The sequence below is a fragment of the Pseudomonas sp. CFSAN084952 genome (genome assembly GCF_009648855.1).
In the GTDB taxonomy this organism is placed as follows: Bacteria; Pseudomonadota; Gammaproteobacteria; order Pseudomonadales; family Pseudomonadaceae; genus Aquipseudomonas; species Aquipseudomonas paracarnis.
In genome coordinates, this window is record NZ_CP045767.1 from 2947428 (window position 1) to 2960690 (window position 13263).

15 protein-coding genes are annotated in these 13263 nt (G+C 63.0%); 10 read left to right on the forward strand and 5 right to left on the reverse strand.

The annotated features are described in order from the left end of the window. Positions 1–108: 108 nt before the first annotated feature. Together GH769_RS12975 and GH769_RS12980 are read left to right on the forward strand one after the other, a co-directional pair. Entirely contained in the window at positions 109–360 is a 252-nt protein-coding gene (locus GH769_RS12975; RefSeq protein WP_014718823.1) for a type II toxin-antitoxin system HicA family toxin, read from the forward strand. Then, the gene (locus GH769_RS12980; RefSeq protein WP_014718824.1) at positions 357–722 is read left to right on the forward strand and encodes a type II toxin-antitoxin system HicB family antitoxin; all 366 of its coding nucleotides are present in this window, start codon (positions 357–359) and stop codon (positions 720–722) included. Before GH769_RS12975 ends, GH769_RS12980 begins: the two co-directional genes overlap by 4 nt. Here the strand turns inward: GH769_RS12980 and GH769_RS12985 are convergent, their stop codons facing one another. Next, on the reverse strand, positions 723–1895 hold the full coding sequence (locus GH769_RS12985; RefSeq protein ID WP_014718825.1) for an MFS transporter: 1173 nt from the start codon (positions 1893–1895) through the stop codon (positions 723–725). A gap of 132 nt (positions 1896–2027) precedes the next feature. On the opposite strand from GH769_RS12985, the gene GH769_RS12990 reads away from it, so the two are divergent. Then, positions 2028–2615: a TetR/AcrR family transcriptional regulator gene (locus GH769_RS12990; RefSeq protein WP_032902897.1), complete on the forward strand. Its 588-nt coding sequence runs from the start codon at positions 2028–2030 to the stop codon at positions 2613–2615. On the opposite strand, the gene GH769_RS12995 is transcribed toward GH769_RS12990, so the two are convergent. Then, the gene (locus tag GH769_RS12995) at positions 2599–3954 is read right to left on the reverse strand and encodes an MATE family efflux transporter (protein ID WP_014718827.1); all 1356 of its coding nucleotides are present in this window, start codon (positions 3952–3954) and stop codon (positions 2599–2601) included. The two genes, GH769_RS12990 and GH769_RS12995, sit on opposite strands and share 17 nt — an antisense overlap. Positions 3955–4034: 80 nt before the next feature. Then, positions 4035–4865 carry an IclR family transcriptional regulator gene (locus GH769_RS13000; RefSeq protein ID WP_019816829.1) on the reverse strand — a complete coding sequence of 277 codons (831 nt, stop codon included), beginning with the start codon at positions 4863–4865 and terminating at the stop codon, positions 4035–4037. A gap of 242 nt (positions 4866–5107) precedes the next feature. Here GH769_RS13000 and GH769_RS13005 point away from each other — a divergent pair, with 242 nt between their 5' ends. Genes GH769_RS13005 through GH769_RS13035 form a run of 7 tightly spaced genes read left to right on the forward strand, consistent with a single transcriptional unit; the run spans position 5108 to position 11546 of the window. Beyond that, positions 5108–6136 (forward strand): ABC transporter ATP-binding protein, encoded by a 1029-nt coding sequence (locus GH769_RS13005; RefSeq protein ID WP_032902896.1) that lies wholly within the window; start codon positions 5108–5110, stop codon positions 6134–6136. Continuing rightward, complete coding sequence (locus GH769_RS13010) at positions 6133–6978, forward strand: ABC transporter permease (protein WP_014718830.1); 846 nt, start codon at positions 6133–6135, stop codon at positions 6976–6978. The genes GH769_RS13005 and GH769_RS13010 overlap by 4 nt, the downstream gene beginning before the upstream one ends. A gap of 4 nt (positions 6979–6982) precedes the next feature. Further along, complete coding sequence (locus GH769_RS13015) at positions 6983–7777, forward strand: ABC transporter permease (RefSeq protein WP_020303062.1); 795 nt, start codon at positions 6983–6985, stop codon at positions 7775–7777. Beyond that, positions 7777–8067, forward strand: coding sequence for a (2Fe-2S)-binding protein (locus GH769_RS13020; RefSeq protein ID WP_014718832.1), 291 nt, complete (start codon positions 7777–7779; stop codon positions 8065–8067). The genes GH769_RS13015 and GH769_RS13020 overlap by 1 nt, the downstream gene beginning before the upstream one ends. Further along, the gene (locus GH769_RS13025; RefSeq protein WP_032902895.1) at positions 8064–9407 is read left to right on the forward strand and encodes an FAD-dependent oxidoreductase; all 1344 of its coding nucleotides are present in this window, start codon (positions 8064–8066) and stop codon (positions 9405–9407) included. Before GH769_RS13020 ends, GH769_RS13025 begins: the two co-directional genes overlap by 4 nt. Further along, complete coding sequence (locus GH769_RS13030; protein WP_032902894.1) at positions 9404–10501, forward strand: FAD-binding oxidoreductase; 1098 nt, start codon at positions 9404–9406, stop codon at positions 10499–10501. Before GH769_RS13025 ends, GH769_RS13030 begins: the two co-directional genes overlap by 4 nt. 13 nt (positions 10502–10514) lie before the next feature. After that, a complete protein-coding gene (locus GH769_RS13035; protein ID WP_032902893.1) occupies positions 10515–11546 on the forward strand; it encodes an ABC transporter substrate-binding protein in 1032 nt (343 codons plus the stop codon). Between the two features lie 3 nt (positions 11547–11549). On the opposite strand, the gene GH769_RS13040 is transcribed toward GH769_RS13035, so the two are convergent. Together GH769_RS13040 and GH769_RS13045 are read right to left on the reverse strand one after the other, a co-directional pair. After that, a complete protein-coding gene (locus tag GH769_RS13040; RefSeq protein ID WP_014718836.1) occupies positions 11550–12197 on the reverse strand; it encodes a nicotinamidase in 648 nt (215 codons plus the stop codon). A 217-nt stretch (positions 12198–12414) separates the two neighbouring features. Further along, positions 12415–13188, reverse strand: a complete 774-nt coding sequence (locus tag GH769_RS13045; protein WP_014718837.1) for an L-iditol 2-dehydrogenase — start codon at positions 13186–13188, stop codon at positions 12415–12417. Positions 13189–13263 lie beyond the last annotated feature (75 nt).

The following is a 13263-nucleotide window of genomic DNA, read 5'->3' on the forward strand; positions in this document are numbered from 1 at the left end:
AGGCTGTCATCGGGGGTTACATCAATCCCCGCGAAGCCGCACGAAGCTGAGCTAGCATTGACGAACACCACTTTTTGCAACTACATTTAGTTACACGCAGGGAACGCCGTGTCCAAGAATGAAAAGTTGCTCGCCAAACTGCTCAATGAGCACATGGCATTTACCTGGTCTGAGCTCGTCACGTTATTACGCCGATTGGGATACACACAGATTGAAGGGGCCGGAAGCCGGGTCAAGTTCGACATGGGCGACCCCAGTGCAATGATCACCCTGCACAAGCCTCACCCCGGCAACGAACTGAAACACTACATTCGGCGCCAGATCATCGAACAATTGAAATCAGGAGAACTGATTCAGTGAACAACCAACTGAAACACAAAGGCTACATCGGCTCCATCGAAGCCAGCCTCGAGGACAACTGCCTGTTTGGTAAAATCCTGTTCATCAAGGCATTGGTGAGCTATGAAGGCAAAACTGTGGCTGAACTGGACGCAGCCTTCCGTGGCGCGGTGGATGATTATCTCGCTACCTGCCAAAGCCTGGGGCACACGCCGGAGAAACCGTGCAAAGGTTCATTCAACGTACGTGTCGGGCATGACTTGCATTTGGCCGCTGCCCTGGCGGCAAACCGTAAGAAAGTGACATTGAATGATCTCACGCGTCAGGCGCTGAACGAATTTCTGCAGCATCACTACCCAGAGCCATGCCCGACGATTGGCTGACTATCCCAACCGCCGGTAACCCACTACCGCCGAACCCGCAACCACCGCCCCCGCCGCCAGCGCCACCCAGAATCCGCTGGTGGCGCCAAAGTGGTCGATCATCCACCCCGAACTCGCGGCGCCAATGGCCACGCCGATGCTCAGGCCGGTGATCAGCCAGGTCATGCCTTCGGTCAGGCGGCTGGCCGGGACGATCTGCTCCACCATGGCCATCGACACAATCAACGTGGGCGCAAAGAACAGCCCGGAGATAAAGATGGCAGCGGCCAAGCCGGGAATATTGCTCACCAGCAGCAAGGGCAAGGTGGTCAACGCCGTGGCTACGCCGCAGTACAGGAACTGGCGTGGCAACGGCGCCTTGAGTTTAAGGGCACCGAAGGCCAACCCGGCCAGGCACGAACCAATGGCATACACCGACAGCACGATACTTGCCGCCGCCGGCTGGCCCTGATGCTGGGCGAAGGCCACGCTGACCACATCCACCACGCCGACGATCACGCCCATGGCCAGCAGCAAAATCATCAGGATCAATACCGACGGCGAAGCAATCAGCCAGCGACCGTGCGCGCCCTGATGCGCGTGTACCGGTGGCTCGGTTTGCCGTTGCAGCACAAAGGTGGTGACGCCCACCCCCAGCAACAGCGCCGCCACCAGGGGCCCGGCTTCTGGGAACACCGCCACGCTCAACCCCACCGAAATGGGCGGGCCGATGATGAAGCACACCTCATCGAGTACCGACTCCAGGGCAAACGCGGTTTGCAGCCTGGGCTGGCCACGGTACAACTCGGTCCAGCGCGCCCGCACCATGGCCGACATATTGGGCATGCAGCCCGCCAGCGCGGCGAACAGAAACAGCGTCCAATTCGGCGCCTGCAACCGCGTACACAGCAGCAACATCAATAGCGCCCCGCCGCCGATCAGCGCGGCAATCGGCAGCACCCTGCCCTGGCCGTAGCGGTCCACCCAACGTGACACTTGCGGCGCGCAAATCGCCGTGGCCAGGGCAAACACCGCCGCCACCGAACCGGCCAGGCCATAGCCGCCATGTACCTGGGACAGCATGGTGATCAGGCCGATGCCGGTCATGGATATCGGCATGCGCGCCAGCATGCCCGCGAGCACAAAGGCCCGGGCACCGGGGACCTGGAATAACTCAGCGTAGGGGTTTGCCATCCTGCTTGACCTCTTGCTCGACGCCCTGGGCTTGCTATCTGAATCCATCCGGGCAAAATACATACGACGCGTATGTGGCAGATCATGCTTCGCATACGCAGCGTATGTCAATCACTTAGCCAAGAGACGCCCATGAGCCGAGCCCGAGCTGAAATGATCAAAGACACCCGCGCCCGCCTGATAGCGAGCGCGCGCCGGGCCTTCGCCACCCAAGGCTATGCCAATACCTCGATGGATGACTTTACTGCCCGTGCCGGCCTGACGCGCGGTGCGCTGTATCACCACTTTGGTGACAAGAAAGGGCTGCTGGCGGCGGTGGTCGCTCAACTCGACAGCGAGATGGACGCGCGCTTGCAACGCATCTCGGAGCAGGCCGTAGAGCCTTGGAGTGGTTTTTGCGAGCGCTGTCGCGCCTATCTGCGCATGGCCCAGGACCCGGAAATCCAGCGCATTGTATTGCAGGATGCCCCGGCGGTACTGGGCGACACCGGCTCCCAGCAACACTGCGTGGAGTCCTTGCGCCAATTGCTGGAGACCCTGATGCAAGCGGGCCTGATGCCTACGGCCCCCAGCCACGCACTGGCGCAGTTGATCAACGGCAGCCTGGTCAATACCGCATTGTGGATTGCCCGCGATGAGCACCCGAGTACACGGCTGGAGGAAGGCTTGCAAGGCCTGGAGCTGCTTTTGCGCGGGCTGAGCCTCACACCAACCGCTTGATCTGCTTATGCCGCCACACCAAGCGGTAATAGGCGATCTGCAACACCAGCATCGCCAGGTAGGTCACCGGAAATGCCATCCACACTCCTTCCAATCCGAAGTGGGCGTTGAACAGATAGGCCATTGGCAGTTCCACGCAGAGCACGCAGAAGATCGAGATCGCCACCGGCATCAGCACCACCCCGCTGGCGCGCATGATGCCGCCAATCACCGCCTGGAAGCCAAATACCAGAATGCTCCAGAGCATGATGTGCAGCAGGTGTTCGGCCCGTACCCGTGCGCTGTCGTCGGTGATGAACAGGCCCAGCAACCAGTGGGATAGCCCATAGCCGAGCACGATCAAGCCACCGGTGAGGCACAGGTTGATTACAAGCCCCGTGCGCAGGATCGGCCCGATGCGCTCCAGGCGCCCGGCGCCAATCGCCTGGGCGCCGAGGATCGAGGCGGTAATGGCGATCGACAGCGCCGGGAACTGCACATAGTTGACGATCTGCGTCACCGCGCCATAGGCCGCCGTGGCCTGGGAACCGTGGCCGTTGACCAAAGCCAGGATGACCAGCTCTGACAGCGATAGCACCACCATCTGCAAGCCCGTCGGCAGGCCGATGCGCAGGACTTTGCCGAGGATAACGCGGTCCAGGCGCAAGGCGGCAAGCAGCTCGCGGTCTGGCGCCATCACGTGGTTTTTGTGGCGCAGGCGCAGGATCAGAAACAGCATCGCCAAGGCGTTACCCACCAGCCCGGCATACACCGCACTCTGGATGCCCATGGGTGGCAGGCCGATCCAGCCGCGAATCAGCGCAGGCGTGAGCAGCAAGCCCACCAGGGTGGAGACCATCAATGCCAGCAACGGCGAAATCGTGTCGCTGACGCCACGCAGCAGTTGGGTATAGAGGATAAACACCAGCAGCAACGGCATGATCAACATCATCATCTGGGCGTAGCCCACCGCATCGTCGAGCACATCCACCGGCGTGCCCAACGCCTGCAATGCCGGGCGCGCAAACAGGCTGCCCAGCACGGCGGCCACCAGGCCCACCAACGCGCCCAGGGTCAGGGTGGCACCGGTAATCACCTTGACCATTCCGGTCTCCTGGGCGCCCCATGCCTGGCCGATCAACACCGAGGCGCCCGCCCCCAGGCCGATCACCAGGGCGATAAAGAAAAACACGATGGGAAACATCCCCGACACCGCGGCCAAGGCCTGGGTGCCCAGCATCTGGCCGACGTAAATGCCGTTGAGGGTGCCGGAAAAGCTCTGCAGGAAATTGGACAGCACCATCGGTGCCAGGAACAACAGATAGATTTGCCACAGCGGACGTTGCAAAGGGTTTTGCATGAAAAATGGGGCCTCGAATCACGAAAGCGTCTCAGGGTTATACCGTAACTGGATCCAATATGCTGTTGTGAAGGCCCGGGTTAACCCCCAAAGGTCTGCGACGGCCTGCGCAACGTCGGGTCAAACGGATTGAGCCGCGGCCCGATGGCCGCCGCCTCGCGCTTCAACAACTCCACCACCATCGGCAAGCGGCTTGGCCCCAGGCGGTCGCTGATGGTCGCCACGCTCAACGCCGCGACCGCGTACCCGTCGCGGTTGAGGATGGGGACCGCCAGCCCTGCCATACCTTCCAGCACACCGGTGTTGCGTGCTGCATAACCCAGCTTGCGCACGTTCTCCACTTCGGAGCGCAGCAGCACTTCGTCGTACAGGTGGAAGTCCTTGAGCCGTGGCAGGTTGTAGCGGATCACCGTCTCGCGCTCTTCTTCCGGCAGAAACGCCAGGATCGCCAGGCTGCCCTGCCCCACACCCAAGGCCACGCGCCCACCGATATCGCCGGTGAAGGTACGAATCGGGTACGGACCCTCGCTGCGGTCCAGGCAAATGGCGTCGAAGCCGCTGCGCGCCAGCAGGAACAGCGAGTCCCCCAGCGACGCGCTCAGGCGCAACAGGCTGGGGCGCACCAGGTCGCGCAGGTTGCCGGTCTTGCCCGCGTTGGCCGCCAACGCGAAGAACTCCAGACTCAAGCGATAGCGTTTGCTGCGTGCATCCTGCTCAACCATGCCTTCGTCCATCAGGCTGCGCAGCAGACGATGGGTGGTGGGTTGGGACAAGCCCACCTGTTGGGCGAGCTGGGTGACCCGCTCGCCGCCCTCGGGTACCTCCCCCAGGGCTCGCAGCACAGCAAACAACCGGGAGACGCTGCCCGCACCGACTTCTTTGCCACCATCAATTCGCTCAGTGGAATCCATAACACCTAGTCTCGTTAGTAATTCTGCTCAATGAATAAATCGCAAAATAGTAGTCCGTTGAGTGAAATTCTACCTTCCACCCATCCTAGTCTTCGTCCTAATCTGCGTCCACAGGGGCGAATTGAACAACAACCGGCAGCCGACTTGAGATCGAGCGCCAACGCACCGGCACCGCACTTTTCGCATCTGCCCAAAACAAGAAAGCGCGTTTAGACGCGACTGAATAAAGGTGGAACGCAAACATGGCATTTCTCCAACTCAAGGCCTTGAGCAAACGCTATGGCGCCGTCGATGCGGTGGTCGCCACTGATCTGGCGGTGGAACAAGGCGAGTTCGTTTCCCTGCTCGGCCCTTCAGGCTGTGGCAAGACCACCACCCTGCAAATGATCGCCGGTTTCGTCGACGTCAGCGGCGGCCAGATCCTGCTCGACGGTCGCGACATTACCCACGCAAAACCCGCCAGCCGTGGCCTGGGCGTGGTGTTCCAGAGCTACGCGCTGTTCCCGCATATGAGCGTGCGCGACAACGTCGCCTTCGGCCTGAAGATGCGCAAGGTGCCTGCGGCCGACATCGCCACCCGCGTCAATACCGTGCTGGAGCTGGTGCGCCTGGCCCAGCATGCGCAGCGCTACCCTCGTGAGCTGTCCGGCGGCCAGCGCCAGCGCGTGGCCCTGGCCCGTGCGCTAGTGATCGAACCGCCGGTGTTGTTGCTCGATGAGCCGCTGTCCAACCTCGACGCCAACCTGCGCGAAGAGATGCAATTTGAAATCCGTCGTATCCAGTGCGCGGTGGGTATCACCACCCTGATGGTCACCCATGACCAGGCCGAAGCCCTGTCCATCAGCGACCGTGTGGTGGTGATGCAGGCCGGGCGTGTGACCCAGATCGACGCGCCGTACAAGCTCTATGAGCACCCGCGCACGCGGTTTATCTCGGACTTCGTCGGCAAGGCCAACCTGCTGGCCGGCGACTACGATGCGCTCGGCGCACCCCAAGTGCGTCACGACGGCACCGCAGGCGAACTGACCCTGAGCCTGCGCCCGGAAAAAATCCAACTGGTGGAGCCGGGCACCGGGCGCATACAAGGCAAAGTGCTGGACCGCTACTTTTTCGGCAGCCAATGGCTGTACCGCGTACACACCGCCCTGGGCGAAATCACTGTGGTGCGCAGTAACGACGGCAGCGCACCGTTGGCTGGCGGCGCGGCAGTGGGCCTGCAATGGCAGGCCGATTTGCTGCGGGTACTGGCCGCCGATGAGGTGCATCCATGAGTCGCGGTTACCTGCTCTCGCTGCCAGCGCTGGTGCTGTTTGCCGGGCTGCTGATCGTGCCGCTGGGCTTGACCCTGGTGCTGTCGTTCAATGTGTTCGACTACCAAGTGGGCGTGAAGGTCGATGAGTGGACTTTGGCCCATTACTGGGCGCTGTTGAGCGACGCCTACTTCTACGAGATTTTCTGGCGCACGTTCTGGATCAGTGCCCTGGTGACGCTACTGTGCGTGGTGATCGGCGTGCCGGAGGCTTACATCCTCAGCCGCATGGGCACGCCGTGGCGCTCGATTTTCCTGATAGTGATCCTCACACCGCTGCTGATTTCGGTGGTGGTACGCGCGTTTGGCTGGAGCCTGCTGCTGGGTGCCGACGGGCTGATTAACCAAATGATCCAGGCTCTCGGCGGCAGTCCGATGAAGCTGCTGTATACGCCCTTCGCCGTGATCATCGCGTTGGTGCACGTGATGCTGCCGTTCATGATCATCCCGGTGTGGACCTCCCTGCAAAAGCTCGATCCGTCAGCCGAACAGGCGGCGTTGTCCCTTGGCGCCAGCCAAGCGACGGTGATGCGCAAGATCGTATTGCCCCAAGTGATGCCCGGTGTGCTGTCCGGCACCCTGATCGTATTCGGTTTGGCTGCCAGCTCCTTTGCGATCCCCGGTCTGCTGGGCGGGCGACGCCTGAAGATGGTCGCCACCGTGGTGTACGACCAGTACCTCTCGGAACTCAACTGGCCCATGGGCGCGACCCTCGCGGTGGCGCTGCTGTTGGTCAATCTGCTGATCATGCTGAGCTGGAACCGTATGGTCGAAGGCCGCTACAAAAAGTCCCTGGGGGTTTAAGCGCATGTCCAGAAACGGTCCGTTGGCCCTCGGTTTCCATGCAGCGGTGGTGCTGTTCATGATGGCGCCGCTGGTGGTGGTGTGCCTGGTGGCATTCACGCCAGAGAACACCTTGAGCCTGCCCACGTCGGGCTTCTCCCTGCGCTGGTTTCGCGCAGTGTTCGAACGCGCTGACTTTATCCAGGCGTTCTACAACAGCCTTATCCTGGCCTTCACCGCCGCCACGCTGGCGACCCTGATTGCGGTGCCGGCGGCCCTGGCGATCAGTCGCTATGCATTCCCGGGGCGCAATTTCTTCAGCGCGCTGTTCCTGTCGCCCATCATCATTCCGCACCTGGTGCTAGGGGTGGCCATGCTGCGCCTGTTTGCGCTGATGGGCGTAAACGGCAGCTTTACCTGGCTGATGCTCGCGCACGTGGTGATCATCACCCCCTACGTGCTGCGCCTGGTATTGGCGGCGGCCATCGGCATTGATCGCAGTGCCGAGCAGGCCGCCGAATCACTCGGCGCCGGGCGCTTTACGCTGTTCCGGCAGATCACCCTGCCAATGATTTTGCCTGGCGTGGCCGGTGGGTGGTTGCTGGCGTTCATCAACAGTTTCGATGAAGTGACCCTGTCGATTTTCGTCAGCTCGCCGGCCACGCAAACCCTGCCGGTGCGCATGTACGTGTACGCCACCGAGTCCATCGACCCGATGATGGCGGCCGTGTCGGCGCTGGTCATCGCATTGACGGCAGCGACCATGATTGTGCTCGACCGGGTCTACGGCCTGGACCGCGTACTGGTGGGGAAACACTGATGGCCTTGTTCAAGCGACTGAGCGAAACCCAACGCCCTGCCCTGGCCTTTACCCTCGACGGCCAACCCGCCACGGGGTTGCTCGGCGACACCCTGCTGACCGCCATGCTGACCTGTGCCGAGCACCTGCGCGGCAGCGATTTCAGTGCCGAGCGCCGCGCCGGGTTTTGCCTGATGGGCGCGTGCCAGGATTGTTGGGTGCGGCTGGCCGATGGGCGGCGGGTGCGCGCCTGTTCGACCCTGCTTGAAGACGGCCAGGCGATCAGCCGTGACCCGGGGCGCCAGCCATGAAGCCGGTGGTGATTGTGGGTGCAGGCCCGGCGGGGATCAGCGCGGCGCGCACGTTACTCGACCACGGCATCACACCTTGCCTGGTGGATGAGAGCCCGCGCGGTGGCGGGCAGATTTATCGGCGCCAACCTCCAGGGTTTCAACGCACCGCCAGGCAGGTCTACGGGTTTGAAGCGCGCAAGGCCCAAGCCGTGCACCGCAACATGGATGAACTGGCAGCCTTGATCGACTATCGGCCCGATACCTTGGTGTGGAACGCCGAGGACGGTCGCCTGGACATGCTCAATAACGGGCGCGCCGACAGCCTCGAATACGCGCAGGTGATAGTCGCCACCGGCGCCACCGACCGCATCCTGCCTGTGCCGGGCTGGACATTGCCCGGTGTCTACAGCCTGGGCGCGGCACAAATCGCCTTGAAGTACCAAGGTTGCGCGATTGGCGAACGCGTGGTGTTTTGTGGCTCCGGGCCGTTGCTCTATTTAGTCGCGTACCAATACGCAAAGGCCGGTGCCAAGGTGCTGGCGGTGCTTGACAGTGCGCCGCTGAGCGCCCAATGCCGGGCCTTGCCAGCGCTGCTCAGGCAACCGGCGACCCTGGCCAAAGGCATGTATTACCGCGCCTGGCTGACCGCCCACGGGATTGCCGTGCATCAGGGCGCAATGCTCAAGCAGATCGACGGCGACCAACGGGTGCGTGGCATTCGCTTCGGCGAACAGACCCTGCCATGCGATGCGGTGGCCTTCGCCCACGCCCTGCGCAGCGAAACGCAATTGGCCGATCTGCTCGGCTGTGAGTTTGCCTGGAACCCGCTCAATCGCGCCTGGCTGCCGCAACGTGACAGCGCCGGGCGCAGCAGTGTCGAAGGGGTGTACCTGGCGGGCGACGGCGCCGGGATCATGGGCGCCGATGCCGCGCAAATGGCCGGCGAATGTGCCGCGCTGGCGTTGCTGGAAGATACCGGCGTCGCGGTCGACCCGCACCGCCGGGCCACACTGGAGCGGCAGTTGGCGCGTATCCAGCGCTTTCGCCAGGGCCTGGAAACCGCGTTCCCCTTCCCCGAGCACTGGGCCGCGCAGGCGCCGGACGAACTGGTCCTGTGCCGCTGCGAAGAGGTCAGCGTCGGCGAGGTGCGCGCCGTGGTGGATGAAGGCCACTGGGAAATCAACCGGGTCAAAGCCCATTGCCGCGTCGGCATGGGCCGCTGCCAAGGGCGGATGTGCGGGTTGGCGGCGGCGGAAATCGTAGCAGAGCGCAGCGGCCGCGACCTCCCACAGATCGGGCGTCTGCGTGGCCAGGCGCCGATCAAGCCGCTGCCGTTTGGCGTGCAGGTGCAGCCATGATCGACGTCATCGTCTTGGGGGGTGGCATCGTCGGGGCTTCGGCGGCCTTGGTGCTCGCGCGAAAAGGCCAGCGGGTGGCACTGGTAGAACGGGATTTTTGTGGCTCGCACTCAAGCGGCGTCAATTACGGCGGCGTGCGGCGCCAGGGGCGGCCCTTGCATCAGTTACCGCTGTCCCAGCGCGCTCACCAACTGTGGGCCGACCTGCCTGGGTTGATTGGTATTGAGGGTGAATACGTGCGCTGCGGGCATTTGAAGCTGGCGCGCAGCCCCGGGGATTTTGCCGCACTGCAAGCCTACGCCGATCAGACCCGTGGCTTTGGCCTGGGCTTGCAGCTGTTGGACCGCAGCGAGTTGCGCAAGCGTTTTCCCTGGGTGGGCGACGTGGCAGTGGGCGCCTCGTTGTGCCCGGATGATGGGCATGCCAACCCGCGGCTGGTGTCCCCAGCCTTTGCCCGTGCCGCCCAACACCATGGCGCTGCGGTGTACGAGCAAGCCGAGGTGATCCGCATCGCGCACGACAGCCGACTGTTCCAGGTGCACTGCGCCAACGGCCTGCACTTGCAAGCGCCCTGGCTGCTCAACTGCGCCGGCGCCTGGGCTGGCAAGGTCGCCGCGCAATTGGGCGAGCCGGTGCCTATTATCTCGGCGCACCCGGCAATGCTGGTCACCGAGCCGCTGCGGGGAGTGATGACCGTCAGCACCGGCGTCGAGGGCGGCGGCATCTATGCCCGGCAAGTCGCCCGTGGCAATTGCATCCTAGGCGGCGGGCGCGGCTTTGCCCTCGGCCCACAGCAAGCCCGGCCGGGCCAGGCGGCGGTGCTGGAGATCCTGCGCAATGCCGGCGAACTCTACCCGTTTCTCCAGGGAGCCCAGGCCATTCGCACCTGGAGCGGCACCGAAGGCTACCTGCCCGACCACGAACCGGTGATCGGCCCCAGCAGTACCCAACCCGGCCTGCTCCACGGCTTCGGCTTTGCCGGCGCCGGGTTCCAGCTCGGCCCCGCGGTTGGTGAAGCCCTGGCAGAGATCGTCTGCGACGGCGCCAGCCGCCAACCCATCGAAGCGTTTTCCATCCGTCGTTTCCAAGCCTGAGAGGAAAAACCCCATGCAATCACGTCTCGCGTTGTCCTGCTTGTCCCTCGCCTTGCTCACCAGCACGGCCCATGCCGCCCCCACGCTGTACCTGGGCATGAACGGCGGCACCATGGAACGGGTGTACGCCGACAAGGTGCTGCCCGCCTTCGAAAAGGCCAATAACGCCAAGGTCGTGATCGTACCCGGCACCTCATCGGACATTCTTGCCAAGGTCCAGGCCAACCAGGCCAACCCGCAGATGCATGTGATGTTCCTCGACGACGGCATCATGTACCGCGCCATCTCCATGGGCCTGTGCGACAAGCTCGCGCCGAGCCCGCCACTGGAACAGATCCCGGCCAAGGCCCGAATCAAGGACGAAGCCGTGGCCGTGACCCTGGGCGTCACCGGCCTTGGCTACAACGCCAAGATGTTCAAGGACAAAGGCTGGGCCGCGCCCACCTCATGGATGGACCTGGCCGACCCGCGTTTCAAGGACAAAGTGGTGTTCCAATCCCTGGCCTCCTCCACCTTCGGCCTGCATGGCTTCTTGATGTTCAACCGCATCCAGGGTGGCGATGAAAGCAATGTGGAACCGGGCTTCAAGGCCTGGCCTACGACCGTGGGCCCCAACGTGCTGGAATACATCGCCAGCTCCGCGAAGATCTCCGAGATGGTGCAAACCGGCGAGGCCGCGATCTTCCCCCTGACCCCGACCCAGGTCGCCACGCAAAAGCTGCTCGGCATACCGATGGAGTACGCGCAGCCCAAAGAAGGTGCGGTGGTGCTCAACGTGGCCGAATGCGTGATCGCCCGCAATGACCAGCCGGAACTGGCGCAGAAGCTCGCAGCGTTCTTGCTGACTGCCGAGGCCCAGGCGCCGGCGTTGGAAGAAGGTGACCAGATCCCGTCGAACCCGACCACCCCCACCACCGACAAAACCCGCGCGCGGGTGGAGGCCATGCAGGGATATCTGCAGACCGCCATTTCGATTGATTGGGACCAGGTCAACCAGGCACGGCCGCAGTGGAATGCGCGGTGGAGTCGGTCGATTGAGCGTTGAGGCTCAGCCCTGCGCAATCAGGGCCAGTTCTTCGCGGGTGCGACTGATGTATGCACCGGCCTTGAGCAATTCGTCGACAGCCTGTACACCGCCCTCCTCGCTGATGCCTCGGCACGCCGGCAAATGCAGGATCACTTGCAAGCCGGCCTTGAGCAATTGCAACGCGGTAGTCTTGACGCAATAGTCCAGCGCCAGGCCGCCGACGATCACGCGGGCCACGCCGTGGGCCTTGAGGTACTCGATGACGCCGGTGGACAGTTTGTCGTGCAGGTCGTGGTAACAGGCGCCGTAGGGGTGCAGGTCGGGCTCGACCCCTTTCCAGATGAAGTAGTCGTAGTCATAGGGGGTGGGCAACTCATCGAGCAGGGTGAACCCTTCGGTGCCGGGCACGCAGTGGCTGACCCAGGTCACATCGGCATGGGCCAGGCCGGTGGGTTGCAGCATCTCGCTGTGCTGCCCGACCACCCAGGGTGCGTGGGGGGTGTGGGCGTCCTTGCTGCCGATGCGGTGGCCGGCGAGACTGGCCATGTAATTGAGTTCGGCACCAATGCCGTCGCCACCGGCCACTGGCAACTCGTTGGGACACAAAGGCGTGAAGCTCTTCTGGGCGTCGACGTCGAATGAAGCGATGGCAGCTTTCGAAAGGCTCATGGTCGTTCTCGGGTGGTCTGCACGTACGACCGCCTCCGGGCGAGCGTAGAAATCTTGAAGTATGTGACAGTTTACTGCGGGGATCGATGCGTTGCTGACTTACCCTATTCTCAAGAACGCTGAAGTTCAAAGGTGGGGCTTGCCTGCGATGAGGCGAGTGAATCCACCAACGCTATCGCAGGCAAGCCAGCTCCCACAGTTAGATCAGCGTCAACCGCTAGTTCATCCAATTGCCGCCATCGACGTTATAGGTCTGGGCCACCACATAATCGGCGTCCGTCGACGCCAGGAAGATCGCCATGCCGGTCAGGTCTTCAGCCGTGCCCATCCGCCCAAACGGCACCTCATCCCCTACGCGCTTTTTCTTCTCGCCAGGCGCCAGCCCTTCATGCCTGGCGAACAACGCATCCACTGCGTCCCAATGCTCGCCGTCCACCACACCGGGGGCGATGGCATTGACATTGATGCCCTGCTTGATCAGGTTCAACCCCGCCGATTGCGTCAGGCTGATCACCGCCGCCTTGCTCGCACAATAAACTGCCACCAACGGCTCGCCTCGCCGCCCGGCCTGGCTGGCCATGTTGATGATCTTGCCGCCATGCCCTTGGCTGATCATCTGTCGGGCTGCGGCCTGCAGGGTGAACAGGGTGCCGGCGACGTTGATCGAGAACAGCCGTTCAAAGCTGTCGCGGGTGATGTCGACGATGGGGGCCAGGTCGAACAGGGCGGCGTTGTTGATCAGGATATCGAGCTTGCCAGCGTGGCTCACCACTGTGGCGATCGCCGCGTCGATGGAGGCCTGGTCGGTGACGTCCATCGCCACGGCGTAAGCCTGGGGCCCCAGTTCGGCGGCGGTGGCCTGGGCCTGTTGCAGGTTGATGTCGGCGATGGCCACGGTGGCGCCTTCAGCGATGTAGGCTTGGGCGAACGCACGGCCAATGCCTCGCGCCGATCCGGTGATCAGCGCGCTTTTACTTTCGAGTCGTTTCATGGGGGCTCCTGTGAAGGTTATTGCCGGTAGCCGGTGAACACCGCCGAGAACAGCTTGCCGACCTTTGTTGTTGAG

Bases quoted from the DNA above. Each gene is read 5' to 3' on its own strand.
- GH769_RS12985 (WP_014718825.1), bottom strand. From the start codon at position 1,895: ATGGCAAACCCCTACGCTGAGTTATTCCAGGTCCCCGGTGCCCGGGCC.
- GH769_RS12990 (WP_032902897.1), top strand. From the start codon at position 2,028: ATGAGCCGAGCCCGAGCTGAAATGATCAAAGACACCCGCGCCCGCCTG.
- GH769_RS12995 (WP_014718827.1), bottom strand. From the start codon at position 3,954: ATGCAAAACCCTTTGCAACGTCCGCTGTGGCAAATCTATCTGTTGTTC.
- GH769_RS13000 (WP_019816829.1), bottom strand. From the start codon at position 4,865: ATGGATTCCACTGAGCGAATTGATGGTGGCAAAGAAGTCGGTGCGGGC.
- GH769_RS13005 (WP_032902896.1), top strand. From the start codon at position 5,108: ATGGCATTTCTCCAACTCAAGGCCTTGAGCAAACGCTATGGCGCCGTC.
- GH769_RS13010 (WP_014718830.1), top strand. From the start codon at position 6,133: ATGAGTCGCGGTTACCTGCTCTCGCTGCCAGCGCTGGTGCTGTTTGCC.
- GH769_RS13015 (WP_020303062.1), top strand. From the start codon at position 6,983: ATGTCCAGAAACGGTCCGTTGGCCCTCGGTTTCCATGCAGCGGTGGTG.
- GH769_RS13020 (WP_014718832.1), top strand. From the start codon at position 7,777: ATGGCCTTGTTCAAGCGACTGAGCGAAACCCAACGCCCTGCCCTGGCC.
- GH769_RS13025 (WP_032902895.1), top strand. From the start codon at position 8,064: ATGAAGCCGGTGGTGATTGTGGGTGCAGGCCCGGCGGGGATCAGCGCG.
- GH769_RS13030 (WP_032902894.1), top strand. From the start codon at position 9,404: ATGATCGACGTCATCGTCTTGGGGGGTGGCATCGTCGGGGCTTCGGCG.
- GH769_RS13035 (WP_032902893.1), top strand. From the start codon at position 10,515: ATGCAATCACGTCTCGCGTTGTCCTGCTTGTCCCTCGCCTTGCTCACC.
- GH769_RS13040 (WP_014718836.1), bottom strand. From the start codon at position 12,197: ATGAGCCTTTCGAAAGCTGCCATCGCTTCATTCGACGTCGACGCCCAG.
- GH769_RS13045 (WP_014718837.1), bottom strand. From the start codon at position 13,188: ATGAAACGACTCGAAAGTAAAAGCGCGCTGATCACCGGATCGGCGCGA.